This window comes from Sulfuritalea sp. (assembly GCF_031426875.1).
Taxonomy (GTDB): Bacteria; Pseudomonadota; Gammaproteobacteria; order Burkholderiales; family Rhodocyclaceae; genus Sulfuritalea.
The window spans coordinates 129,721-151,966 of the sequence record NZ_JASJPC010000008.1; the positions used below are offsets into that span (position 1 = coordinate 129,721).

The window sequence follows — 22,246 nt, forward strand, 5'->3', positions numbered from 1 at the left end:
ATAGCGACAGCATGAAAATCCACATCAAGAATGGCCGGCTGATCGACCCGGCGAGCAAGACCGACAAGGCGCTCGACCTGTTCGTCGGCGCCGGACGCATAGTTGGCGTTGGCAACCCGCCGGCAGGATGGGGTGCCGATGGGGCCAACAGCGTGCTCGACGCGACGGGTTGCATCGTCTGCCCCGGCCTGGTCGATCTGGCGGCGCGGCTGCGCGAACCGGGCTTTGAATACCGCGCCACGCTGGAATCCGAAATGGCGGCGGCGGCGGCCGGCGGCGTGACGCGGCTGGCCTGTCCGCCGGACACCGATCCGGTGCTGGACGAACCGGGCCTGGTGGAAATGCTGACCCATCGCGCGCGCCTGCCCGATTTCGCCCACGTCCATCCGGTCGGCGCGCTGACCACGCAACTGGAAGGCAAGGCGCTGACCGAAATGGCGGAGCTCAGCGAGGCCGGTTGCGTCGCCTTCGGCCAGGCCAATCGCGCCATCGTCGACACCCAGGTGCTGCTGCGCGCCATGATGTATGCGGCGACCTTCGATTTCCCGGTCTGGCTGCAGGCGCAGGATCCCTTCCTGGCCCGCAAGGGCGTCGCCCACGACGGCGAGGTCGCGGCCCGCCTGGGCCTGGCCGGAATCCCGGTGGCGGCCGAAACCATCGCCCTGGCGACCATCCTGCACCTGGCGCGCGAGACCGGCGCGCGAGTTCATGTCACGCGGATTTCATCGGCAGCCGGGGTGGACATGATCGTCGCCGCGCGCGCCGCCGGCATCGCGGTGACCTGCGACGTCGGTGTCCATCACCTGCACCTGTGCGAGATGGACGTGGGTTTCTTCAACGCCCACGCCCGGCTCGACCCGCCGCTGCGCTCGCAGCGCGATCGAGATGCCCTGCGCGCCGGGCTGGCTTCGGGCGCGATCAACGCGCTGTGTTCGGACCACACCCCGGTCGATGACGACGGCAAGCAGATGCCGTTCGAGGAAGCCGAGATCGGCGCCACCGGACTGGAACTGCTGCTGCCGCTGACGCTCAAATGGGCCCAGGAAATCAAGCTGCCGCTGGTGACCGCCCTGGCGCGCGTGACCTCCGACCCGGCGCGCATACTCGGCGTCAAGGCCGGCAGCCTGAGCCTCGGCAGCGCCGCCGACATCTGCATCTTCGATCCGCTGGCCGAATTCCGCGTGACGCGCGAAAACCTCAGAAGCCAGGGCAAGAACACACCCTTCCTCGGCATGGAGTTTCCCGGCCGCGTGCGCTATACGCTGATCGACGGCCACCTGGCCTTCGACGGCACGCTCGGCTAGGGCGAATCCGGACCGGCAGCGATCCCGGAACAAGCTTTCCGGCATAAAAAAGCCAGCCCCGCGGGGCTGGCTTTTTGTTTGCGGCCTTGCTTCGCTTTGCGCGTCGGGAATTCCGCTGCGCAGGCCGACCTTAGTGGCCGGAGGCGCTGGAGCTGCCGACGCCGGTTTCCGAGCGGATCAGCTGCGCCGGGAACAAGGCGCGTTCCTTGGCCGCCTGGGCGCTGCGGTCGAGCAGGGAGACGATCCAGATCACGGCGAAGGCCGCGGTCATCGAGAAGATCGCCGGCGACGCGTAGGGGAACAGCGCCGAGCCCTTGGGGTTGCCCAGGGTGGCTTCCCACACCGCCGGGGAGACGACGGTCAGCGCCACGGAGAGGATCAGACCCACCGTACCGCCGGCCACCGCACCCTTGGTGGTGCAATCCTTCCACAGCACGGACATGAACAGCACCGGGAAATTGGCCGAGCAGGCCACGGCGAAAGCCAGCATCACCATGAAGGCCACGTTCTGCTTCTCGAAAATGATGCCGAGCAGCACGGCGAGAACGCCGAGGCATACCGTGGTGATCTTCGAGACGCGCAGTTCGGTCGCGGAATCGACCTTGCCCTTGCGCCACACCGAAGCGTAGAGGTCGTGCGATACGGCCGACGCGCCGGAGAGCGTGAGGCCTGCCACCACCGCCAGAATCGTGGCGAAGGCCACGGCGGAGATGAAGCCCATGAACAGGTCGCCGCCGACCGCCTTCGACAGATGCACGGCCGCCATGTTGCCGCCGCCCTTGAGGCCCTTGGCGAGTTCGCCGCCGACGAAATAGTCCGCCGGGTTGGGGATCAGGTTGGTGATGGCGCCGAAGCCGATGATGAAGGTCAGGATATAGAAATAGCCGATCCAGGTCGTCGCCCAGGCCACCGACTTGCGGGCTTCCTTGGCGCTGGGCACGGTGAAGAAGCGCATCAGGATGTGCGGCAGGCCGGCGGTGCCGAACATCAGCGCCATGCCGACCGAGATCGCCGACACCGGATCGGTGATCAGCGCGCCCGGACCCATGATGGAATCGTGCTTGGCATGCACCTCGACGGCCTTGGCGAACATCGCCTCGGGGCTGAAACCGAACTGGAACATCACCGCCAGGGCCATGAAGGTGGCGCCGACGAGCAACATGCAGGCCTTGATGATCTGCACCCAGGTGGTCGCCGTCATGCCGCCGAACAGCACGTAGATCATCATGATCGCGCCGACCATGACCACCGCCAGCGTGTACTCGAGACCGAATAGCAGCTTGATCAGCTGGCCGGCACCGACCATCTGCGCGATCAGGTAGAAGGCCACCACGACCAGCGAACCCATCGCCGCGAAGCTGCGGATGGGACCCGGATCGAAGCGGTAACCGGCGACGTCGGCGAAGGTAAACTTGCCGAGATTGCGCAGGCGTTCCGCCATCAGGAAGGTGATCACCGGCCAGCCGACCAGCCAGCCGATCGAGAAGATCAGGCCGTCGAAGCCGGAAGCGAAGACCAGTCCGGAAATACCCAGGAAGGAAGCCGCCGACATGTAGTCGCCGGCGATCGCCAGGCCGTTCTGGAAGCCGGTGATGCCGCCGCCGGCGGTGTAGAAGTCGGCCGCCGTCTTGGTCTTGGCTGCCGCCCACTTGGTGATCCACAGCGTGATGCCGACGAAGATCGCGAACATCGTGATCGCGGTCCAGTTGGTCGCCTGCTTTTGCGCCTGACCGAGGTCGGCGCCGGCGGCAAGGACGAATCCGGCCGCCAGGAGGGCGGTCGCGCCGCCGAGAATGTGCCTGAGCTTGATCACTTGGAAGCCTCCTTGACGATGTCGTCCTTCATCGCGTCGAACTCGGTGTTGGCGCGGCGAACGTAAATCGCGGTGATGATGATGGTGAATACGAGTACGCCCAGGCCCAGCGGGATGCCGACGGACATCACGGCTCCCTCGCTGACCTTGGTCGCCAGGAAAGGCTTGTTGAAGGCGATCAGCAGGATGTAGCCGAAGTACACCACCATCATCAGGATCGACATGATGATCGAATAGTTGTTGCGGATGCTGACCATTTTCAGGAACTTCGGATTCTTCTGAATCCGTTCGACAATGTCGTCTTTCATGCTTGCTCCACAGTACGGAAGGGATACCAACAATCGCGTTTTATTGCAACGCAGCATTCTGGGCCCGGGGTCTTACGCCGCACTTACGCGACGTGTAAGCCGGCCGTCAGCAAACGACCATGGCCCGGCAGGCGTCCGGGACCTTTGACGTTCGGGCATCGAAACCCTATAATTCGCACCCTTTGCGGCTAGGTAGCTCAGTTGGTAGAGCAACGGATTGAAAATCCGTGTGTCGGCAGTTCGATTCTGCCCCTGGCCACCAACATCAGCACGGGGGTTCCTTGGAACCCCCGTGCTTGTTTGCAGATCCGCCTGCCGGCCTTCACGGCCCGGTTCTGCCTGCGGGCACCGCTCCGCCCGACGCGACAGCCCGGATACAATCGCCGCATGACTTCCGTTGCCGATCACCAGCGCCGCTTCGGCGGCATCGAGCGCCTGTACGGGGCCGGCGCACTGGCGCGCGCCGCGGCCGCGCATGTCGTGGTGGTGGGCATCGGCGGGGTCGGTTCCTGGGCGGCGGAAGCCCTGGCGCGGTCGGCAATCGGGCAACTGACCCTGATCGATCTCGACCACGTCGCCGAATCCAACATCAATCGCCAGATCCACGCCCTCGATTCGACACTGGGCGCGGCCAAGACCGCGGCCATGGCGGCGCGCATTGCGCAGATCAATCCGGCCTGCGTGGTCAATACGGTGGAGGAGTTCATCGACGAGCGCAATCCGGCGAGCCTGATCCCGCCCTGCAGCGCGGTGCTCGACGCGATCGACCATGTGCGCGCCAAGGCGGCCCTGATCGCCTGGTGCCGCCGCGCCGGGATTCGCGTGGTGACCACCGGCGCTGCCGGCGGCCGCAGCGACCCGACGCGGATCGAGGTCATCGACCTGTCGCGCACCACGCAGGATGCGCTGGCCTCCAAGGTCCGCGCGCAGTTGCGCAAGGATTACGGCTTCCCGCGCGATCCGAAGAAGAAGTTCGGCGTCGACTGCGTGTTCTCAGCGGAGCCAATTCGGCGACCGGCGCATATCCTCGGCGGCTTTGCACAGCCGCCGACCGGCGTGGGCGCGGAGCAGTGCTCCGCGAATTCCCCACACCGTCCCGCCAGCGCCAACTCTTGCGCGGTCGATGAGGGCTTCGATGCCGGCGCCGGGCTCAACTGCGCCGGTTACGGTTCCGCGGTGGCGGTCACGGCAAGTTTCGGCTTCGCCGCGGCGGCACGGGTTCTCGCCGGTATACTTCCGGCATGACGAATCCGCCCGTGGTGCCAGTGGTCCTGGTTACCGGCGCCGCGCGTCGCGTCGGTGCCGAGATCGCGCGCAGCCTGCACGCCGCGGGCGCCTGCGTGGCGATTCACTATCGCGCGTCTTCCGCCGCGGCGGATGCGCTGGCCGCGACGCTGAACGCGGCACGCCCGGACGCGGCGGGCGAATCCGCCGCCTGCTTCGCCGCCGACCTGCTCGACATGGCGGCGCTGCCGCGCCTGGTGGCGGCCGTGGTGGCACGCTTCGGCCGGCTCGATGCGCTGGTGAACAACGCCTCCTCGTTCTACGCCACGCGGCTCGACGGCGTCGACGCGGCAGCCTGGGACGACCTGATCGGCACCAACCTCAAGGCCCCGCTGTTCCTCGCCCAGGCCGCGGCGCCGCATCTCGAAACCAGCGGCGGCTGCATCGTCAATATCACCGACATCCACGCCGAGCGCCCGCTCAAGGACTATCCGCTGTACTGCGCGACCAAGGCCGGCCTGCTCGGCCTGACCCGTGCCCTGGCGCTGGAACTCGGGCCGCGGGTACGGGTGAATGCGGTGGCGCCCGGCGCCATCGAATGGCCCCAGGGCACGGATGACTTTCCGCCGCAGGTGCGCGCGGCTATCATTCAGAACACACTGCTGAAGCGGGTCGGCTCGCCCGCCGACATCGCGCGCGCCGTGAAATTTCTTGTCTTCGATGCTCCCTATGTCACCGGGCAGGTGATCAATGTCGACGGCGGCCGGACCGCCCATCTATGAACGCTCCGCTGACCGCAAGCACCGCTCCGACTGCCCGCCAGGCACAGAAAACCGCCTTCGAGGCGAATAAACTCGCCAAGCGCCTGCGCCGCGAGGTGGGCCAGGCGATCGCCGACTTCAACATGATCGAGGCCGGCGACAAGGTCATGGTCTGCCTCTCCGGCGGCAAGGATTCCTTCGCCCTGCTCGACGTGCTGCTGTTCCTGCGCGAGCATGCGCCGATCGCCTTCGATATCGTCGCCGTCAATCTCGACCAGAAGCAGCCCGGCTTTCCCGCCGAAGTGCTGCCCGACTACTTGCGCAGCATCGACGTGCCCTTCCACATCGAGAACGAGGACACTTATTCCATCGTCAAGCGCGTGATCCCGGAGGGCAAAACAACCTGCTCACTCTGTTCGCGATTGAGGCGCGGCGTGCTGTACCGCGTCGCCGGCGAACTGGGGGCGACCAAGATCGCGCTCGGCCATCATCGCGACGACATCCTGCAGACCCTGTTCCTCAACATGTTCTTCGCCGGCAAGCTGAAATCCATGCCGCCCAAGCTGGTCTCCGACGACGGCCGCAACATCGTGATCCGCCCGCTGGCCTATTGCCGCGAGAGCGATCTGGAGACCTGGGCCGCGGTGCGCGACTTCCCGATCATTCCCTGCAACCTCTGCGGTTCACAGCCCAACCTGCAGCGCCAGCAGGTCAAACAGATGCTGAACGACTGGGACAAGCGCTTTCCGGGGCGCATCGAGACCATGTTCCGCAGCCTGGGCAATGTCGTGCCCTCGCATCTGCTCGACGCCCGCCTGTTCGACTTCGCCGGCCTCGCGGCGACCGGCACGCCCGATCCGGAAGGCGACATCGCCTTCGATCCGCCGGCCATGCCGCTTGAAGCGGCGCAGCCCGTCGGCTTTGCGGCAAAGGACGACTGATGGACGCCCGCCGCCTCCCCGCGCGCCACGGCGTACTCTGGCTGCTGGCCGGCTTTGCCCTGTTTCGCCGCCATCCGCCGCTGATGACGGCGCTGACCTTCGGCTACCTGCTGACCGTGATCGTGGTCAATCTGATTCCGAAAATCGGCCCCTTCCTGCTGCCGCTGCTGCTGCCGACCCTGACCGTCCTGCTGGCCAACGGCAGCCGCGCCATCGAACGCGGCCAGACCTTCGACGGCGACACCCTGGGCTTCGGCATCAGCGCCCAGCGCGTCGGCCTGCTGCGCCTCGGCGGCCTGCACCTGGTGGGTTCCAGCCTGCTGGTGCTGGGCGGCGCAGCGCTGGGCGAACCGATCAACATCAGCGACGGCATGGATCAGGAAGAAGCACTGGCGCTCGCCACCGATCTCGGCATCCTGCTGGTGCTGGCCTCGCCGCTGTTGATGGCCTTCTGGTTCGCGCCCTTGCTGACCGCCTGGAACGGCGTCGGCGCCGGCAAATCGCTGTTCTTCAGCTTCGTCGCCAGTTGGCGCAACTGGCGCGCCTTCGCCATGTACGGACTGGTGCTGGCCCTGGTCGGCGCCCTGGTGCCGGGCCTGATCCTGATCGTCGCCGGCTTGCTGTCGCAGACCCTGCTCGACATCCTGTCGGTGGCGCTGCGCATGCTGCTGATCTTCGTGCTGGCGCCGACCATGGTGGCCAGCGTGTACCTGTCCTATCGCGACGTGTTCGCAGCACCCGTGACCGTGCCTGCGTCAGTGCCGGCCCAGGCCGATGAGTGAGCCCGGCGCGGGAGTGCTCGGCCTGTTCGGCGGCACCTTCGATCCGCTGCACGTTGCGCACCTGCGCCTGGCCCTGGAAGCGCGTGAGGCCCTGGGCCTGGCCGAGGTCTGCCTGATTCCGGCCGGCAAGCCGGCCTTACGCGAGGCGCCGCAATGCGCCGCCGCCGATCGCCTGGCGATGGTGGAGCTGGCGCTGGCCGACATGCCGGGATTCGGCGTCGACGCGACCGAAGTGCGGCAGGCAGGTATCCCGCCAACCAGCGTGGCAGCAAACGTGGCAGCAAGCGCGGCGCCGAGTTACACGATCGACACCCTGGAACGCCAGCGCCGCCTGCACGGCGTGCAGCGACCGCTGGTGCTGCTGCTCGGCGCCGATGCCTTCGCCCGGATCGAAGCCTGGCATCGCTGGCGCGAACTGTTCGGCCTGGCGCATATCGCCGTGGCGACGCGGCCGGGGCATGACTTGAAAGTTGGCGCTGGCGAGGCGGCGCTGGATGCCGAATTTGCCGCGCGCCGTGGTGTCGCCGCCGATCTCGCCGGCGCCCCGGCCGGCCGCATCGTGCCCTTCGCCATCACCGCGCTGGAGATTTCCGCCAGCGCCATCCGCCGACGCCTGGCAAGCGGCCTCAGCGTACGCTATCTGGTTCCCGAGGCCGTTCTCGACTATATTGATTCCCATCAGCTCTACCGGACTTCGCATGGACATTAGAAAACTTCAGAAAATCGCCGTCGCCGCCCTCGAGGACATCAAGGCCAAGGACATCGAGGTGCTCAACACGAGCAAAATCTCGGCCCTGTTCGACCGCGTGATCATCGCCACCGGCGATTCCAATCGTCACGTCAGGTCCCTGGCGCGCAACGTCTATGACAAGGTCAAGGAGGCCGGCGGCGAGGTGATCGGCATCGAGGGCGAGGAGACCGGCGAATGGGTGCTGGTCGACCTCGGCGACATCGTGGTGCATGTCATGCAACCTGCGGTGCGCGTCTATTACAACCTCGAAGAATTGTGGAAGGTGGTGCCCAAGCGCCCGCGCAAGAAAGCCGACAGCGACGCCGGCGGCGAATGAAACTGATCGTCGCGGCCGTGTCCGCGCGGCCGCCGGAATGGGTGGCGACCGGCTGGGCCGAGTACGCCAAGCGCATGCCGCGCGAACTGCCGCTGGAACTGCTGGAGATCCGGCCCGAGCCGCGCAGCTCGGGCAAGAGCGCGGAGGCCATGATGGCGCTGGAGGCGGCGCGCATCGACGCGCAACTGCCGGCCGGCTGCCGCCGCATCGCGCTCGACGAGCGCGGCGAGGCGCCGACCACGCGGCAACTGGCCGAGCGTCTGGCAAAATGGATGGCCGGCGGCGATCACGTGGCCTTCATCATCGGCGGCCCCGACGGACTCGATCCGCGGATCAAGAACAGCGCCGACGAAACCCTGCGCCTTTCCAGCCTGACCCTGCCCCACGCCCTGGTGCGCGTAATCCTCGCCGAGGCGCTGTACCGTGCCGCGAGTGTGATAAAGGGCCACCCTTATCATCGCGACTGATTTATGCTTGAACGATTTGCCACCCACACTGCCCAAGAATAATGGATCCGCGCATCTACCTTGCCTCCCGAAGTCCGCGCCGCCGCGAGTTGCTGACCCAGATCGGCGTGCGCTTCGACCTGCTGCTGTTCCGCGGCGGGCCGCGCGAGGACGAGGAAGTCAACGAAGACTGGCTGCCCGGGGAGAGCGCGGAAGACTACGTGCAGCGCGTGGCGCGGGCCAAGGCGGTCTTCGGCGCCGCCCTCCTGGCGCGCCGGCCGCTGGTGGTGCACCCGGTGCTGGCGGCCGACACCACGCTCGACCTGGATGGGGAGATCATCGGCAAACCGAAGGACGAAGCCGACGCGGCGGAAATCCTGGCGCGACTCTCCGGCCGCAGCCATCGCGTGCTGACCGCCGTCGCCATGGCCAAGTACGAGCGCGTCGAGCACTGCCTGTCGGTCAGCGAAGTGCGCTTCCGGGCGCTCAGCGCCAAGGAAATCGGGCGTTACGTGCGCAGCGGCGAACCGATGGACAAGGCCGGCGCCTACGGCATCCAGGGTCGCGCCGCGGTGTTCATCGAAGAGATACGCGGCTCGCATTCCGGCATCGTCGGCCTGCCGCTGTGCGAAACCGCGCTGCTGCTGCGCGACTTCGGTTATCCGCTGTGACGGCGCTGCCGCGCCAGCGCCGTGAGGAGGACAGGGGCCCGTGATGACCGAACAGTTCCTGATCAATTTCACGCCGCAGGAAACCCGCGTCGCCCTGCTGCAGCAGGGCGTGGTGCAGGAACTGCACATCGAGCGCACCGACGGCCGCGGCATCGTCGGCAACGTCTATCTCGGCCGCGTCGTGCGGGTGCTCCCCGGCATGCAGTCGGCATTCATCGAAATCGGCCTGGAGCGCACCGCCTTCCTGCACGTAGCCGACATCTGGAGCGAACGTCCGGCCGGCAACGGCCATGGCAACCACGAAACGCGCCCCATCGAACGCATCCTGAGCGAAGGCCAATCGCTGATGGTGCAGGTGCAGAAAGATCCGATCGGCACCAAGGGCGCGCGGCTGACCACGCAGATCTCCATCGCCGGGCGCCTGCTGGTGCACCTGCCGCAGGACACCCACATCGGCATCTCGCAGCGCATCGGCGAGGAAGCCGAGCGCGAGCGGCTGCGCGCGCGCATCCAGGCCCTGCTGCCGGCCGACCAGCCCGGCGGCTACATCCTGCGCACCGTCGCCGCCGACGCCGCCGACGACGACTTGGCGGCCGACATCGCCTACCTGCGCCGCATCTGGCGCGAGATCAAGAGCCGCAGCATCGGCGCCCTGCCGCCGATGCTGCTGCACCACGACCTGACCCTGGCGCAGCGCGTGCTGCGCGACCTGGTCAGCAGCGAAACCAGCAGCGTCATCATCGACTCGCGGGAGAACTTCCAGAAACTGCAGAACTTCGCCCACGAATACGTGCCGCAGGTTTCCGACCGCCTGACGCACTACACCGGCGAACGGCCGCTGTTCGACCTGCACGGCGTCGAGGATGAAATCCAGAAGGCGCTGGCGCGCCGCGTCGATCTCAAGTCGGGCGGCTACCTGATCTTCGACCAGACCGAGGCGATGACCACGGTCGACGTGAATACCGGCGGCTATGTCGGCTCGCGCAATTTCGACGACACGATTTTCAAGACCAATCTCGAAGCAGCGCAAACCATCGCGCGCCAGCTCAGACTGCGCAACCTGGGTGGCATCATCATCGCCGACTTCATCGACATGGAAGACGAGGAACACAAGGCGGCGGTGCTCGCCGAATTCAACAAGGCGCTGGCACGCGACCACACGCGGATCACGGTTTCCGGCTTCACCCAGCTCGGCCTGGTCGAGATGACCCGGAAGCGCACGCGCGAGAGCCTCGCCCACATCCTCTGCGAACCCTGCCCCACCTGCGGCGGGCGCGGCGAGGTGAAGACCGCGCAAACAGTTTGCTACGAGGTGCTGCGCGAACTGCTGCGCGAGGCGCGGCAGTTCACCGCGCGCGAAATGCGTGTGCTCGCCGCGCCGGCCGTGATCGACCTGTTTCTCGAAGAGGAATCGCAGGCGCTGGCCATGCTGTCCGAGTTCATCGGCCTGCCGATTTCGCTCCACGCGGAGAGCGGCTACACCCAGGAGCAGTTCGACATCGTTCTGATGTAGCGTTAAAATCCGCCGCGACGCGGGTGTCGTATAACGGCATTACCTCAGCTTCCCAAGCTGATGAAGAGGGTTCGACTCCCTTCACCCGCTCCAGAAAAATCATCCCGGCCGGCGGCTGCGCCGGCGCGACTTTCCGGCGCGACTTTCCGGCGAAAATCCCATGGCGATCTGGCACACCTGCTTTCCCCTGGACGAGGCCAACCGGCGTGGCCAGGGCTGCGCCAACGGCCATCTCGGCATCGAGCTGATCGAGGCTGGCGAGGACTACCTGAAGGGGCGCATGCCGGTCGACCAGCGCACCCGGCAGCCTGCGGGCGTGCTCCATGGCGGAGTCTCGCTGGTGCTGGCCGAAACCCTGACGTCCTGGGCAGCGGCGTTTGTCGTCGATCCCGAAAAATTCCACTGCGTCGGCCAGGAAATCAACGCCAACCATGTGCGCGCCGCCGAAAGCGGCTGGGTCTACGGCGTGGCGCGGCCTTTGCACCTGGGACGCAGCAGCCACGTCTGGGATGTGCGCATCCACGACGAAGCGCAGCGGCTGATCTGCGTTTCGCGCGTCACCATGGCCGTCCTGGCGACGCCGAACCGCTACTGAACTGAAAAGCGGGACGGGCTTGCCGGCCCGTCCCGCTTTTCCGGGTGAAGCGCCGCTGTTACTGCTGCGTGGTTTCGGCCTTGACCGCGACCCACTTGCCGGCACGCAGTTCGATCGAGTACTGCTCCAGCGATTCGAAGCGATAGGGCTTGCCGGACTGCTTGCCCTGCTCGACCACCACCGACCTCAGGCTGATGCGGTCGCAGGTCATGCCTCCGGAGAGGTCGGTCAGGCGCGCATCGGTCCACACGCGGCGCTGCTTGTAGTCCTTGAGCCCCTTCATGGCAGCGATGGTGCTCTGGGCCAGTTCGTCGCGCAGGAGATCGACGCTGGTCATCTTGCCGTCCTTGTCCTTCACCGTGGCACGCACCGCGACGTCAGGCGCGAACATGGCGATGATCGCCTGTGCATCGGCCTTGGCGATCGCGCCGTCGAGTTGCGCCAGCCAGGTCTTGGCGATATCGGTCGGCGCACAGGCGGCAGCGGCGGCGGCGGCGCCGGGCGACTTGCGCCTTTGCTCGAGTTGCTTCTTGCTTTCCTGGTCGGCCGTCTGCGAATAGCGGTCGAGTTCGGAGTCGAATTCGCCGGGCATGTAAAAACTCGGCACCTTGTCGAGCAGTACCGGCAACAGGATGGTCAGCAGCGCCCGGTCCTTGGTCTTGGCCTGCGCGCGCACGAAGCCGACCTTGCCCGGATCGATATCGAGCTTGTTGTCGCCGACCTGCATGGTGGTTCCGCCGCGGTTCACCTTGTCGTAGGTGCCCTCCGGGTTGGAAGTCTCCCGGGCCAGCTCCGGCGACAGCACGTAGGGCTCGTGGTCGGTGCCGCGAATGCCGATGGTGGCCGAAGCGGTGACGATGTTGTGCCCGGAACGGTTGGTCTGGGCGATCCAGCCGCTGATCACGCGCAACGAGCCGGTGACGAGCCGCATCGTGAAGCCGTCGGAGGGCTTGTCCTCGGCGGCGAATTTTTCGGCGATGAATTCGGTGCCGGGACGGACCGCGACCACGCCCGCATCCTCGGTCCTGAGCACGGCCTCCGCCTGCGGCGCGGCGCGCACGCGCTCACCGACGTAAACCGGATCGCCCTCGCGCAGCTTTCTGCTGGCGTTGCCTCGCACCGCGGTGATTTCGCCGCGCATACGCCAGACCGTGGCGAACCGGGCGGCGCCGGCCGGGGCCGGAGCGGCGGCAGCGGCGGCGGAATTCGATGTTGTTGGCGCCGCCAGGCTCGGCAATGCAGCGCCCATGAGCAAAAAACACAAACCCAAGGCGCCAAATCCGGCGCGATTAAAAGTCCATTCCATTTTGCGCTCCCTCAGTATCCGAAAAATACAAGACTCATCGTTTGATTCAAGCATACTTGCGGAATGCCCGCCATGCAATTGTTGGCATTCCCCGGCAAGAACTTCAGGCTGCCAACAGCGTCCGCGACGACCGGCCCGCCAGCCGTATTCCTTCAACAATCAACGGCTGGAACGTCCGTTCCCGCCTCCGGCGCGGCCGGAATTGCGCCGCTTCAGCGCCGCACCAGGTTCCACACCATCGCCACGCCGTCCAGCAGCAGGTCGCCGATATCGGCGTTCAGGGCGTTGCCGCGTTCGCGCCGCTGCCGGCTGCGTTCGCGTTCGCTGAACAGGATCGTCTCCGCCAGCAGCGCCGGAGCCGGCGCAGCGGCCTGTTTCAGCGCAAGCTGCTGATAGCCGGCCAGCGCCTGTTCGACCGCCTGCGGGTCGAGGATCGCGATCGGCGCCCGACAGTGGCCGCAGGCGCTTTCCTTGCGGATATCCACCGCGGCGCCGCAACCGGTGCAGCGCACCACGCCGATGCGGGCGCTGATTTCCTTGATCTCGGCACCGCTCAGCTGGCGCACGAAGCCCTTTTCGATCATGAACTGGCCAAAGCTGATGAAGCGACCGTGCTGGCCGCAGCGCAGGTAGTTGAACAGGCCGCTCTTGACCCGGTCCTGCGAATGGATCAGGCGCTCGTTGCAACGCGGGCAGCGCAAGGGGTTCGCCAGCGGCAGGCGCTGGTCGTCGCGGTGCTGGTGGATCAGCCGGAACAGTTCGACGACGCCGGCGGGCGCGAGTTGCAGGCTCTCGTAGTCGTCGAACCAGATGCCCTGGCAGGCGAAACAGAGGTCGAGCTCGACGTCGCCGTTGAGTTTGCGCGGGAAACGTTGCGCGCTCATCGGCGCCCGGCAGGAGGGGCAGGCGCCGGGGACAGTCGACGGCATTGCGTTCATCAGGACATGGTCCGCGACAACTGCGTCGCCCGCTTCGGATCGAGCCTGCGCGTCATGGGCCCAGTCAGTACTCGCTTCTGCCGCTGCCGGCAGCGAGGGGACGGATCACGCCGCAGGCCACGCGCTTGCCCGAATTGCCGGCCGGCTGCGACCGGTAGTCGTCGGCATCGGCATGGATCACCACGCTGCGCTGGAGAATGCCGCCGGGTCCCTGGGTCAGCGAGAGCATATCCACCTCGACGGCAAGCACCGCCTTGCCCGCACTGTCGGCCACCAGATTGGGCATGTCGCCGGCATGGCGGTCATTGCCGCCGTGATGGCCGTGCGACCTGCCGGCGGGGTTGAAGTGGCCCTTGGCGCTGCTGGCATCGGGCGCGCTGCAGTCGCCGGCTTCATGCACATGGAAGCCGTGCTGGCCCGGTGTCAGGCCGGTGACACGAGCCTCGACGCGCAGTTTCTGGCCGACGGCCTGGAAGTCGACCGTGCCGCTGACGCTGCTGCCGGAGCGCGCGTCGAGCGTCGCGCTGGCCTTCGGCCCGGCGGCTTCCATGCCGGCGCAGGCGGCGAGCAGGCTGCCCGCCGCGGCAAGGGCGGCGATGCGCGCAGTCGGGTACATAGTGGCGTAAATGCGCTGCTGAAGAGTGCGTTGCGTTGTCATGACTTTGCTCCTCGCGTTGGGTGGCGGAAGAGAGCGGGAGTCGACCCACCGCGAACCGCATGGCGACCCCTGCCGCTTTTGAAGACCGGCCGCCCCACCGGGGAAACCGCCCTTCCGATGATGTTATGGATTTAAGCATGCGTGGCTCGCACCGCTGCTGCGCAATATGTGCCCCTCACGCACGCGGCGAGTGTAGCCGATAAGAATGCCGGCCGTGTTACCGGCCGTGTGCCTCGCTTCGGTCAGCCTCGGCAGACGGCGCTTGACCGGAATCATTCCGCTTTTGCCGGATGCGTGCGAAGCTGTCGTTTGCGCTTTGCGCAACGCCAAAGCGGATCAGGGAGAAGAAAAATGGATGCACGCGACCCGGCGACGCAGTTGCCGTGGCAGAGAATGCTGGGCATCGAATTCAGCCCGGTCAGCCACCGCGAACGGCTGATATCGGCGCTCGGGGGCTTTGTCGCCCTGCTGCTGGTATTCGCCCTGAGCCGCTCGCTGCTCGACGCCGGCGCGGCGCCGATCCTGATGCTGTCGATCGCCTCCTCGGCCGTGCTGCTGTTTGCGGTGCCGCACGGCGCCCTGTCGCAACCCTGGCCGGTGCTGGGCGGCCATCTGGTGTCGGCCGCCATCGGCGTCGCCTGCGCCCGCCATGTGCCCGACCCGCTGCTGGCGGCAAGCCTCGCCACCGGCCTGGCGATCGGCGCCATGCACTACCTGCGTTGCATCCATCCGCCGGCCGCGGCCACGGCGCTGGCGGCGGTGCTGGGTAGCGAGCAGGTGCGCGCCCTTGGCTACAGCTTCCTGGTGACGCCGGTGCTGATCAACGTGCTGATCATCCTGGCCGTCGCCGTGGCCTTCAATGCGCTGTTCCCCTGGCGCCGCTACCCGGCCTTGCTGGCCCGCCGGGCCGTCCCGGCAGCTCCCGCGACAGCCGACTACGAGGCGATTTCGCACGAAGACTTCGTCTTCGCCCTGACGCAGATGGATTCCTTCATCGACGTGTCCGAGGAGGATCTGCTGCGCATCTACAGCCTTGCCACCGGCCGCCACCGCGAGATGGCGGCGCAAGCCGCCATCGGGCAGCCGTCCTGAATCCGCAGCCCTCGTCGATCGGCGTGCCGCGTTCAGGCCATGCGGCTCATGCGCTTCCATAGCGTGGTGCGCGACATGCCGAGGCGGCGCGCAGCCTCGGCCTTGTTGCCGCCCGATTCCTGCAGCACGCGCAGGATCAGCGCCTGTTCTTGCTCGGCCGTCGCCGGCGCCATGTAGTAGCGCGTCAGCTGCAGGCCGGCGACAGGCATCGCTTCCGCCGGAGCCGCGGACTCGGCGGCCAGTTCCGGCAACAGATGGCGCGGCAGGATGGTCGGTCCGTCGGACTGCACCACGGCATATTCCAGGGCGTTGAACAACTGCCTGACGTTGCCCGGCCAGTCGTAGGATTCCATGGCCAGCATCGCCTCGGGCGAGAGCCGCAGGTCCGGCCGCCGATAGCGCTCGGCCAGGTCGCCGAGCAGCTTGCTGGTCAGCAGCGGAATGTCGTCACGATGTTCGCGCAGGGCCGGCACATGCAGCGGCAGCACGCGCAAGCGGTAATACAGATCCTCGCGGAACTCGCCGCGCCTGACCATGGCCGAGAGGTCGCGGTGCGTGGCGGCGACGACCCGCACGTCCACGCGGCGCGACAGGTTCTCGCCGACGCGGACGACCTCGCGTTCCTGCAGCACGCGCAATAGCCTGATCTGGGTGGCGGGCGAGATTTCGCCGATCTCGTCGAGCAGCAGGGTGCCGCCGTTGGCCGCCTCGAAGCGTCCGAGGCGCGCCGCCGTGGCGCCGGAAAAGGCCCCCTTGGCGTGGCCGAAGAGTTCCGATTCCTGTAGGTTTTCCGGCAGCGCGGCGCAATGCACGGCGATGTAGGGGCCCTTGGCGCGCACGGAATTGTCGTGCAGCGCCCGCGCCACCAGCTCCTTGCCGACGCCGCTCTCGCCGGTGACCAGCACCGTGGCCTCGCTCGCCGCGGCGCGCAGCACCTTCTGGTAAAGATCCTGCATTGCCGAACTGCGGCCGATCAGGCCGCCGAGCTGCCAGCGCTCGCGCACCTTCGCCTCCAGTTCCATTTCGCGTGAACAGTCGCGCAGGATGATCGCGCAATACAGTCCGCCATCGTTGGGCGGCAGCAGCATGGCCCACATGCGCAGCGAGATGTCGGTGCCCTGCGGCCCCTTGAGGACGATGTCCTGGATCTTGCCGTCCTCGCCCGGCGCCGGCGTCAGCGAACAATAGCCGCGGGTTTCGCATTCGCGCGCGCACTGCGTGCCGGCGAACAGCGTCGGACACAGGCTGTCGATGATCACGGCACGGTGCTGGCCGACCATGCGCAGCGCGGCCGTGTTGATTTCCAGAATCCTGCGCGCGGGATCGAGGAACAACACGCCTTCCTCCAGGCTGTCGAGAAAGCCTTGCAGCATCTTCATGGTCGGCATCGGGGATGTCCTCCTTGTTTGGCGTCGGGATTCGTCAGGTGTTCAGAATGAACGTTCAGGAGAACGTTCATTGACGACATGAAACATATATCACATTCCCAACAAAACAAGAAATATGTTTCATATCAAGTGGCTGACAGGCCTGGCATGGCGCTCGCTAACTGTTGGATGCGTATCGGGAAATTGCCCGCCAACCAAAGGAGGATACGAAATGAACGTCAAAAAATGCCTGGCGCCGCTGCTGCTTGGCGGCCTGCTCGCTGCGACGGCCCACGCCGAGCCTGTGGCGAAGCCGGATCCGCTGCTTGCCAGCTTCCAGCGCCTGCTCGATCACCAACCGGCGCAAAGCGTCCCGGCAGTCCCGCCCGGCCTCGGCGCGGACCCGCTGCGCAACAGCGTGAGCCTGGTGCTCTGGGAAAAGCAGGAGCGGTCCTTCCACCTCCTGGCGAATCTCAGCCCGACGCCTGGTCCGAATCTCGGCCGCCTCGTCGCGCCGCGCCAAGCAGCGCCATCGACAGCTCGTTAAGGAACCCATGATGCAAGAAATCGCCTGGCAGCTTTCCCTGGTACTCATGACGCTGGTCGCCTTCGGCTTCGGCTTCGTCGCCATCAACTCCGGCGTCCGCGTGGAAGACTACACGCCGCTGCAAAAGCGCGCCTACCGGATCCGCAGCAAGCTGTTCTGGACGCTGGTGGCGGGGCTCGGGCCGGCGATGATCTACACCCTGCTCGACCTGCCCTACGGCGCCAGCCGCGCCGGCAACCAGGCCGGCCCGGCGCAGGTGGTCGAAGCCACCGGCCACCAGTGGCGCTGGGAACTCAGCCGCGACCGCGTCGTCAAGGACCAGCCGGTGGAGTTCCGCGTCACCAGCGCCGACATCAACCACGGCTTCGGCATCTACGACGCCGACATGCACCTGGTGGCGCAGACCCAGGCCATGCCCGGCTACACCAACACGCTGCGCCACACCTTCACCGCGGATGGCACCTACAAGATCCTGTGCATGGAGTACTGCGGCATCGCGCACCACAACATGATGTCCGAAATCAAAGTCGGCAGCCTGTAAAGAGGAAACCAAAATGGCGAACACCACCTACGAGCACACTCCCGATCGCGGGGCCACGGCCGGCGTGCTGGCCTACCTGGGCACCGCCTGCGCCGTGCTGCTGCTGATGATGCTGGTCGGCCTGCTGATGCGGCTGGAACAGGCGCAGATCATCGATATCGGCGCGAACTGGTTCTACGAACTGATGACCCTGCACGGCGCCGGCATGGTCGGTATCGCCGGCATCGCCGGGGCCGCCGTGATGTGGCATTTCCTGCGCCAGTACGTGGATTTGTCGCCCGGCATTTTCATGGCCAACCTGGCGCTGTTCCTGGTCGGCGTGGCGATGATCATCACCAGCATCGTGTTCGGGCATTTCCACGGCGCCTGGACCTTCCTCTACCCGATGCCGTCCAAGGCCATGGGCATGTGGAGCCAGGAAGCGGCAGCCCTGTTCATGGGCGGGCTGCTGGTGATCGGCGTCGGCTTCCTCTTGATGCACCTCGACATCGCGCGCGCCATCATCGTCCGCTACGGCAACTTCGCCCGCGCCCTGGGCTGGCCGCAGCTCTTCGGCCATGACGACGGCAACGCGCCGCCGCCGACCGTGGTGGCGAGCACCATGGTCACCATCGTGAACATCGTCGGCCTGGTGGTCGGCGCCAGCATCCTGACCATGATGCTGGTGAACCTCTACCTGCCCGAGTTCACCATCGACCCGATGCTGGCCAAGGGCATGATCTACTTCTTCGGCCACGTCTTCATCAACGCCACGATCTACATGGCGGTGATCGCGGTCTACGAAATCCTGCCGCGCTACACCCAGCGCCCGTGGAAAGCCAACAAGGTCTTCCTCGCTTCATGGACCGCATCGACGCTGATGGTGATGTTCATCTTCCCGCACCACCTGCTGATGGATTTCGCCTTCCCGCAATGGATGCTGATCATGGGCCACATCATCGGCTACCTGAACACCGTGCCGATCCTGGTGGTCACCGGCTACGGCGCGCTGATGATCGTGTTCCGCTCCGGCATCCGCTGGGACATGGCCTCGCGCCTGCTGTTCATCTCGCTCTTCGGCTGGGCCGCGGGCGCCATGCCGGCCTTCATCGACGGCACGATCACGGTCAATTACGTGATGCACAACACGCTGTGGGTGCCGGGGCATTTCCACACCTACCTGCTGCTGGGCATGGTGGCGATGGTCTTCGGCTTCGTCTACTACCTCGGCAAGCCGGCGCAGCACGCTCCTGAAAGCTGGCTCGATCGCGCCGCCTTCTGGGGCTTCACCAGCGGCGCGCTGGGCTTCACCCTGAGCTTCCTCTACGCCGGCAAGGAAAGCGTGGCGCGCCGCTATGCGGTGCATCTGCCCGAGTGGCTGCCCTACGACCGCATCGGCTCGCTGTTCGCGGCGCTGGTGGTCGCCTCGTCGCTGATCTTCGTGCTGCGCTTCTTCAGCCGCCTCGGCGCGGCCGGCCGCGACTACACGCGGGCCCCGCTGGCACAGGGCGCGGCGGCATGAAAGCGGGCAGGACCGGGCTGGTCGCCACCGCCCTGATGACCCTGCTCGGCATCGGCGTGTTCTGGTCGGGCACCGACGGCTTCACCGCCTTCACCGCCGAAACCGCGCGCCGCGCCGACGTCCTGCGCAGCCCGCGCAGCCTGCCCGCGGCGGCGCTGGAAGACCAGGACGGCCGCCGCTTCAGCCTGCAGGATTACCAGGGCCGGCTGCTCGCGGTGGAGTTCATCTACACGCGCTGCACCACCCTCTGCCGCAGCCTCGGCATGGCCTTCCGCCAGGTCCGCGAGCGCCTGCCGGCGCAGGCGCTGGGGCGCGAGGTGGCCCTGCTCAGCATCAGCTTCGACGCCGCGCGCGACGACCCGGCCAGCCTCAAGGCCTATGGCCAGGCCTTCGGTGCCGACGGCGCGCACTGGCGCATCGCGCGCATCCGCAGCCCGGACGAAGTCGCGCCGCTGTTGGCGGCCTTCGGCGTCGTGGTGATCCCCGACGGGCTCGGCGGCTTCGAGCACAACGCCGCCATCCACCTGCTCGGCCGCGACGGCAAGCTGGCGCAGATCAGCGACATCGACCAGCCCGTAGCGTTCGCCGACCGCATCGCGAGATCGTTATGAACCGACACACCGTATGGCAAACGCATGACCGGCGGAAACAACATCTCCTCCCCCTTCAAGGGGGAGGCCGGGAGGGGGATGGGGGACGAACCGGGCGTTCTGTCGGCGTGTCACCACCGGTTTGCCCCATCCCCACCCCCACCCTCCCCTTGAAGGGGAGGGAGTTGGCGCTTCATGCGACTACCCTGCGGCACACCCGCATCGGCCTCGGCGCCTGCTATCTGTTCCTCGCCACACCCGTGGCGCGCAGCGCGCTGGAAGCCGCGATGAGCACCCACATGCTGCTGCAGATTCCGCTCTTGGCCGTCGCCGGCGTGCTGCTCGCGCGCCTGCTGCCGGCGCGCCGCCAGGAGGCGCTGCTGGCCGCCTGCGGCGGCGCGCTGCCCTTGGTCGTGCTGGCGCTGTTCGCCTCCAGCTACTGGATGCTGCCGCGCGCGCTGGATGCCGCGCTCGGCGACCCGCTGACCGAGGCCGCCAAATTCATCAGCCTGCCGCTGCTGGTCGGCCTGCCGCTGGCGCTGGCCTGGCGCCAGCTCACGGCCATCGGCCGCGGCTTCGTGTGGACCAATTTCATCAGCATGCTGGCGGTGCTCGGCTGGCTCTACATCGCCGCGCCGGTGCGCGTCTGCAACAACTACCTGGTCGACGAACAGGGCAGCACCGGCTGGCTGATGGTGAAGCTCGCGCTGCTGCTGTTCGCCGGCTGGCTGGGCACCCTGTTCGTCGGCGGCACGCCCGCGTCTCAGGACGCACCGGCCGGCGGCGGCGACCGGCAAGCCAATCCGGCCTGAAGGAGAAACCGATGGACTACGTCGCACCCGCTCAGCTGATGGAAGAAATCGGCGCCGCCGCCGCGAAGAAAGCCGCGCTCGGCACCCAGGCCATGCTGCTCAAAGGCTTTCTTTCCGGCGCGCTGCTGGCCTATGCCACCGCCTTCGCCTTCAAGGCCGCCGACGGTTTCACGGGCGGCGCCGCGGCGCTGATCGCCGGCGCGGTGTTCCCGGTCGGCTTCGCGATGATCGTGCTGCTCGGCCTGGAACTGGCCACCGGCAACTTCGCCGTGTTGCCGGTCGGCATCGCGCGCGGCAAGGTCAGCTGGGAACAGACGCTGCGCAACTGGGGCTGGGTCTATCTGGGTAATTTCCTCGGCTGCGCGTTCACCGGCTTCCTCATCGCGCTGGCCCTGACCGAAGCCTTCATCCAGGGCCCGGGACCGCTCGGCGCCAAGCTCATCGCCGTGGCCGAAGCGAAAACGCTCAGCTACCAGCACGCCGGCATCAACGGCTGGCTGACCGCCTTCGTCAAGGGCGTGCTGTGCAACTGGATGGTCGCGCTGGGCACCGTACTGGCGCTGAGCTCCACCGCCAGCACCGGCAAAATCGCCTCGATCTGGCTGCCGGTGTCGACCTTCTTCGCCCTCGCGCTGGAGCATTCCATCGTCAATATGTTCGTGATCCCCACCGCCATGATGCTCGGCGCCGAGATCACGGTAACGCAATGGCTGTTGTGGAACCAGTTGCCGGTGACGCTGGGCAACATCGTCGGCGGCGCCGTGCTGACCGGCCTGCTGCTGCATTGCTGCAACCCGGCCGGCGCGCAAGGCCGGATCGAGCCGCAACGCCAGGGACTGACCCCAACCGAGGCCGCCATCAGCCCCGCTGCGCCGCCTTGAAGGCCGAGAAATCCGACTTGCGGTAATGCTTCTCCGAAACGAAACGATCCAGCAGCAGCGCGTCCTCGGTGGTCTTCAGCCCGCCGGAGAGCCGCGCCACCTCCTTGCCCTGGCCGTCGAGGAAGACCAACACCGGCCGCAGCTTGCGCGGATTGAAGCGCTTGACCGTGGCATGACGCGGATCATCGTCATCCATGTCCAGTTCGACGAAATCGGCATGGACGCCGACATAGTTCTTGATGAATCTGGCACTGACTTCGGGCCTGCGCAGCACACTCACGGTGTAGCGGCACGTCCCTCAGTTCAGGTGATCGCCGAAGTACAGCAGGGCATGGCGCTCGGGCATGGCCTTCAATTTCGCCACGGCCGCAATGTCGTCGCCGACCAGCGGCACCACGCCATCGAGGCGGTCGGCCGCTGCCGCCGGCAGGCTGAATGCGGCGGCAAGCAGAAAACTGAACAGGTAAAACAGGCGTCTCATCGGGGGCTCCTCGGTTGGCCTGCGGCGATCGCGCATAGCAGCAGACAGTGTAATTCGGGTTTTGGTTCCGGAAACCGCGACGCCGCGGAGCCGATTCCGGCAACGAC

Annotated in this window: 26 protein-coding genes and 3 tRNA genes; 20 read left to right on the plus strand and 9 right to left on the minus strand. The window is 66.7% G+C overall.

The genetic code is table 11. The features are described 5' to 3' along the window. Positions 1–11: 11 nt before the first annotated feature. Positions 12–1,304: a dihydroorotase gene (locus tag RMO95_RS04190; RefSeq protein WP_310449336.1), complete on the plus strand. Its 1,293-nt coding sequence runs from the start codon at positions 12–14 to the stop codon at positions 1,302–1,304. A 130-nt stretch (positions 1,305–1,434) separates the two neighbouring features. On the opposite strand, the gene RMO95_RS04195 is transcribed toward RMO95_RS04190, so the two are convergent. Beyond that, positions 1,435–3,117: a cation acetate symporter gene (locus tag RMO95_RS04195; protein WP_310449337.1), complete on the minus strand. Its 1,683-nt coding sequence runs from the start codon at positions 3,115–3,117 to the stop codon at positions 1,435–1,437. Next, the gene (locus RMO95_RS04200) at positions 3,114–3,425 is read right to left on the minus strand and encodes a DUF485 domain-containing protein (protein ID WP_310449338.1); all 312 of its coding nucleotides are present in this window, start codon (positions 3,423–3,425) and stop codon (positions 3,114–3,116) included. Before RMO95_RS04200 ends, RMO95_RS04195 begins: the two co-directional genes overlap by 4 nt. 186 nt (positions 3,426–3,611) lie before the next feature. On the opposite strand from RMO95_RS04200, the gene RMO95_RS04205 reads away from it, so the two are divergent. The 12 genes from RMO95_RS04205 (at position 3,612) to RMO95_RS04260 (ending at position 11,425) form a co-directional block, all read left to right on the plus strand. Further along, positions 3,612–3,687, plus strand: a tRNA-Phe gene (locus RMO95_RS04205). 125 nt (positions 3,688–3,812) lie between these two features. Then, the gene (locus tag RMO95_RS04210) at positions 3,813–4,670 is read left to right on the plus strand and encodes a tRNA threonylcarbamoyladenosine dehydratase (RefSeq protein ID WP_310449339.1); all 858 of its coding nucleotides are present in this window, start codon (positions 3,813–3,815) and stop codon (positions 4,668–4,670) included. Continuing rightward, positions 4,667–5,431, plus strand: a complete 765-nt coding sequence (locus RMO95_RS04215; protein ID WP_310449340.1) for a pteridine reductase — start codon at positions 4,667–4,669, stop codon at positions 5,429–5,431. Before RMO95_RS04210 ends, RMO95_RS04215 begins: the two co-directional genes overlap by 4 nt. Next, a complete protein-coding gene (gene ttcA, locus RMO95_RS04220; RefSeq protein ID WP_310449341.1) occupies positions 5,428–6,351 on the plus strand; it encodes a tRNA 2-thiocytidine(32) synthetase TtcA in 924 nt (307 codons plus the stop codon). The genes RMO95_RS04215 and ttcA overlap by 4 nt, the downstream gene beginning before the upstream one ends. Continuing rightward, positions 6,351–7,133: a BPSS1780 family membrane protein gene (locus RMO95_RS04225; protein ID WP_310449342.1), complete on the plus strand. Its 783-nt coding sequence runs from the start codon at positions 6,351–6,353 to the stop codon at positions 7,131–7,133. The genes ttcA and RMO95_RS04225 overlap by 1 nt, the downstream gene beginning before the upstream one ends. After that, on the plus strand, positions 7,126–7,842 hold the full coding sequence (nadD, locus tag RMO95_RS04230) for a nicotinate-nucleotide adenylyltransferase (protein ID WP_310449343.1): 717 nt from the start codon (positions 7,126–7,128) through the stop codon (positions 7,840–7,842). Before RMO95_RS04225 ends, nadD begins: the two co-directional genes overlap by 8 nt. Beyond that, complete coding sequence (rsfS, locus tag RMO95_RS04235) at positions 7,832–8,200, plus strand: ribosome silencing factor (RefSeq protein ID WP_310449344.1); 369 nt, start codon at positions 7,832–7,834, stop codon at positions 8,198–8,200. The genes nadD and rsfS overlap by 11 nt, the downstream gene beginning before the upstream one ends. Next, a complete protein-coding gene (gene rlmH / locus RMO95_RS04240) occupies positions 8,197–8,667 on the plus strand; it encodes a 23S rRNA (pseudouridine(1915)-N(3))-methyltransferase RlmH (protein ID WP_310449345.1) in 471 nt (156 codons plus the stop codon). The genes rsfS and rlmH overlap by 4 nt, the downstream gene beginning before the upstream one ends. 41 nt (positions 8,668–8,708) lie before the next feature. Next, a complete protein-coding gene (locus tag RMO95_RS04245; protein ID WP_310449346.1) occupies positions 8,709–9,317 on the plus strand; it encodes a nucleoside triphosphate pyrophosphatase in 609 nt (202 codons plus the stop codon). Between the two features lie 43 nt (positions 9,318–9,360). After that, the gene (gene rng / locus RMO95_RS04250; RefSeq protein ID WP_310449347.1) at positions 9,361–10,830 is read left to right on the plus strand and encodes a ribonuclease G; all 1,470 of its coding nucleotides are present in this window, start codon (positions 9,361–9,363) and stop codon (positions 10,828–10,830) included. A gap of 19 nt (positions 10,831–10,849) precedes the next feature. Then, positions 10,850–10,923, plus strand: a tRNA-Gly gene (locus tag RMO95_RS04255). Between the two features lie 67 nt (positions 10,924–10,990). Then, complete coding sequence (locus tag RMO95_RS04260) at positions 10,991–11,425, plus strand: hotdog fold thioesterase (RefSeq protein WP_310449348.1); 435 nt, start codon at positions 10,991–10,993, stop codon at positions 11,423–11,425. Between the two features lie 58 nt (positions 11,426–11,483). On the opposite strand, the gene RMO95_RS04265 is transcribed toward RMO95_RS04260, so the two are convergent. The 4 genes from RMO95_RS04265 to RMO95_RS04280 form a co-directional block, all read right to left on the minus strand. Continuing rightward, positions 11,484–12,731: a hypothetical protein gene (locus RMO95_RS04265; RefSeq protein ID WP_310449349.1), complete on the minus strand. Its 1,248-nt coding sequence runs from the start codon at positions 12,729–12,731 to the stop codon at positions 11,484–11,486. Between the two features lie 212 nt (positions 12,732–12,943). Beyond that, a complete protein-coding gene (locus RMO95_RS04270) occupies positions 12,944–13,669 on the minus strand; it encodes a zf-TFIIB domain-containing protein (protein WP_310449350.1) in 726 nt (241 codons plus the stop codon). A gap of 64 nt (positions 13,670–13,733) precedes the next feature. Continuing rightward, complete coding sequence (locus RMO95_RS04275) at positions 13,734–14,327, minus strand: superoxide dismutase family protein (RefSeq protein WP_310449351.1); 594 nt, start codon at positions 14,325–14,327, stop codon at positions 13,734–13,736. Between the two features lie 21 nt (positions 14,328–14,348). Then, positions 14,349–14,443: transfer RNA gene (locus RMO95_RS04280), tRNA-Sec, on the minus strand. Positions 14,444–14,678: 235 nt separating this feature from the next. Here RMO95_RS04280 and RMO95_RS04285 point away from each other — a divergent pair. Then, positions 14,679–15,419, plus strand: coding sequence for an HPP family protein (locus RMO95_RS04285; protein WP_310449352.1), 741 nt, complete (start codon positions 14,679–14,681; stop codon positions 15,417–15,419). A 32-nt stretch (positions 15,420–15,451) separates the two neighbouring features. On the opposite strand, the gene RMO95_RS04290 is transcribed toward RMO95_RS04285, so the two are convergent. Next, entirely contained in the window at positions 15,452–16,798 is a 1,347-nt protein-coding gene (locus RMO95_RS04290) for a sigma 54-interacting transcriptional regulator (RefSeq protein WP_310449353.1), read from the minus strand. Positions 16,799–17,018: 220 nt separating this feature from the next. On the opposite strand from RMO95_RS04290, the gene RMO95_RS04295 reads away from it, so the two are divergent. The 6 genes from RMO95_RS04295 (at position 17,019) to RMO95_RS04320 (ending at position 21,658) form a co-directional block, all read left to right on the plus strand. After that, positions 17,019–17,333 carry a hypothetical protein gene (locus RMO95_RS04295; protein WP_310449354.1) on the plus strand — a complete coding sequence of 105 codons (315 nt, stop codon included), beginning with the start codon at positions 17,019–17,021 and terminating at the stop codon, positions 17,331–17,333. A 7-nt stretch (positions 17,334–17,340) separates the two neighbouring features. Continuing rightward, the gene (locus tag RMO95_RS04300) at positions 17,341–17,874 is read left to right on the plus strand and encodes a cytochrome C oxidase subunit II (protein WP_310449355.1); all 534 of its coding nucleotides are present in this window, start codon (positions 17,341–17,343) and stop codon (positions 17,872–17,874) included. 13 nt (positions 17,875–17,887) lie between these two features. Continuing rightward, on the plus strand, positions 17,888–19,375 hold the full coding sequence (locus tag RMO95_RS04305; RefSeq protein WP_310449356.1) for a cbb3-type cytochrome c oxidase subunit I: 1,488 nt from the start codon (positions 17,888–17,890) through the stop codon (positions 19,373–19,375). Then, on the plus strand, positions 19,372–19,986 hold the full coding sequence (locus RMO95_RS04310) for an SCO family protein (RefSeq protein ID WP_310449357.1): 615 nt from the start codon (positions 19,372–19,374) through the stop codon (positions 19,984–19,986). The genes RMO95_RS04305 and RMO95_RS04310 overlap by 4 nt, the downstream gene beginning before the upstream one ends. 164 nt (positions 19,987–20,150) lie before the next feature. Then, entirely contained in the window at positions 20,151–20,777 is a 627-nt protein-coding gene (locus tag RMO95_RS04315) for a hypothetical protein (protein ID WP_310449358.1), read from the plus strand. 11 nt (positions 20,778–20,788) lie between these two features. After that, a complete protein-coding gene (locus tag RMO95_RS04320; RefSeq protein ID WP_310449359.1) occupies positions 20,789–21,658 on the plus strand; it encodes a formate/nitrite transporter family protein in 870 nt (289 codons plus the stop codon). On the opposite strand, the gene RMO95_RS04325 is transcribed toward RMO95_RS04320, so the two are convergent. Then, a complete protein-coding gene (locus RMO95_RS04325) occupies positions 21,636–21,938 on the minus strand; it encodes a hypothetical protein (protein WP_310449360.1) in 303 nt (100 codons plus the stop codon). The two genes, RMO95_RS04320 and RMO95_RS04325, sit on opposite strands and share 23 nt — an antisense overlap. An 18-nt stretch (positions 21,939–21,956) precedes the next feature. Beyond that, positions 21,957–22,139 carry a hypothetical protein gene (locus tag RMO95_RS04330; RefSeq protein WP_310449361.1) on the minus strand — a complete coding sequence of 61 codons (183 nt, stop codon included), beginning with the start codon at positions 22,137–22,139 and terminating at the stop codon, positions 21,957–21,959. Between the last annotated feature and the right edge of the window lie 107 nt (positions 22,140–22,246).

Excerpts from the sequence above, each read along its gene's own strand:
- RMO95_RS04190 (WP_310449336.1), top strand. The coding sequence starts at position 12 with ATGAAAATCCACATCAAGAATGGCCGGCTGATCGACCCGGCGAGCAAG.
- RMO95_RS04200 (WP_310449338.1), bottom strand. The coding sequence starts at position 3,425 with ATGAAAGACGACATTGTCGAACGGATTCAGAAGAATCCGAAGTTCCTG.
- RMO95_RS04210 (WP_310449339.1), top strand. The coding sequence starts at position 3,813 with ATGACTTCCGTTGCCGATCACCAGCGCCGCTTCGGCGGCATCGAGCGC.
- RMO95_RS04215 (WP_310449340.1), top strand. The coding sequence starts at position 4,667 with ATGACGAATCCGCCCGTGGTGCCAGTGGTCCTGGTTACCGGCGCCGCG.
- ttcA (WP_310449341.1), top strand. The coding sequence starts at position 5,428 with ATGAACGCTCCGCTGACCGCAAGCACCGCTCCGACTGCCCGCCAGGCA.
- RMO95_RS04225 (WP_310449342.1), top strand. The coding sequence starts at position 6,351 with ATGGACGCCCGCCGCCTCCCCGCGCGCCACGGCGTACTCTGGCTGCTG.
- nadD (WP_310449343.1), top strand. The coding sequence starts at position 7,126 with ATGAGTGAGCCCGGCGCGGGAGTGCTCGGCCTGTTCGGCGGCACCTTC.
- rsfS (WP_310449344.1), top strand. The coding sequence starts at position 7,832 with ATGGACATTAGAAAACTTCAGAAAATCGCCGTCGCCGCCCTCGAGGAC.
- rlmH (WP_310449345.1), top strand. The coding sequence starts at position 8,197 with ATGAAACTGATCGTCGCGGCCGTGTCCGCGCGGCCGCCGGAATGGGTG.
- RMO95_RS04245 (WP_310449346.1), top strand. The coding sequence starts at position 8,709 with ATGGATCCGCGCATCTACCTTGCCTCCCGAAGTCCGCGCCGCCGCGAG.
- rng (WP_310449347.1), top strand. The coding sequence starts at position 9,361 with ATGACCGAACAGTTCCTGATCAATTTCACGCCGCAGGAAACCCGCGTC.
- RMO95_RS04260 (WP_310449348.1), top strand. The coding sequence starts at position 10,991 with ATGGCGATCTGGCACACCTGCTTTCCCCTGGACGAGGCCAACCGGCGT.
- RMO95_RS04265 (WP_310449349.1), bottom strand. The coding sequence starts at position 12,731 with ATGGAATGGACTTTTAATCGCGCCGGATTTGGCGCCTTGGGTTTGTGT.
- RMO95_RS04270 (WP_310449350.1), bottom strand. The coding sequence starts at position 13,669 with ATGAACGCAATGCCGTCGACTGTCCCCGGCGCCTGCCCCTCCTGCCGG.
- RMO95_RS04275 (WP_310449351.1), bottom strand. The coding sequence starts at position 14,327 with ATGACAACGCAACGCACTCTTCAGCAGCGCATTTACGCCACTATGTAC.
- RMO95_RS04285 (WP_310449352.1), top strand. The coding sequence starts at position 14,679 with ATGGATGCACGCGACCCGGCGACGCAGTTGCCGTGGCAGAGAATGCTG.
- RMO95_RS04290 (WP_310449353.1), bottom strand. The coding sequence starts at position 16,798 with ATGAAGATGCTGCAAGGCTTTCTCGACAGCCTGGAGGAAGGCGTGTTG.
- RMO95_RS04295 (WP_310449354.1), top strand. The coding sequence starts at position 17,019 with ATGAACGTCAAAAAATGCCTGGCGCCGCTGCTGCTTGGCGGCCTGCTC.
- RMO95_RS04300 (WP_310449355.1), top strand. The coding sequence starts at position 17,341 with ATGATGCAAGAAATCGCCTGGCAGCTTTCCCTGGTACTCATGACGCTG.
- RMO95_RS04305 (WP_310449356.1), top strand. The coding sequence starts at position 17,888 with ATGGCGAACACCACCTACGAGCACACTCCCGATCGCGGGGCCACGGCC.
- RMO95_RS04310 (WP_310449357.1), top strand. The coding sequence starts at position 19,372 with ATGAAAGCGGGCAGGACCGGGCTGGTCGCCACCGCCCTGATGACCCTG.
- RMO95_RS04320 (WP_310449359.1), top strand. The coding sequence starts at position 20,789 with ATGGACTACGTCGCACCCGCTCAGCTGATGGAAGAAATCGGCGCCGCC.
- RMO95_RS04330 (WP_310449361.1), bottom strand. The coding sequence starts at position 22,139 with ATGAGACGCCTGTTTTACCTGTTCAGTTTTCTGCTTGCCGCCGCATTC.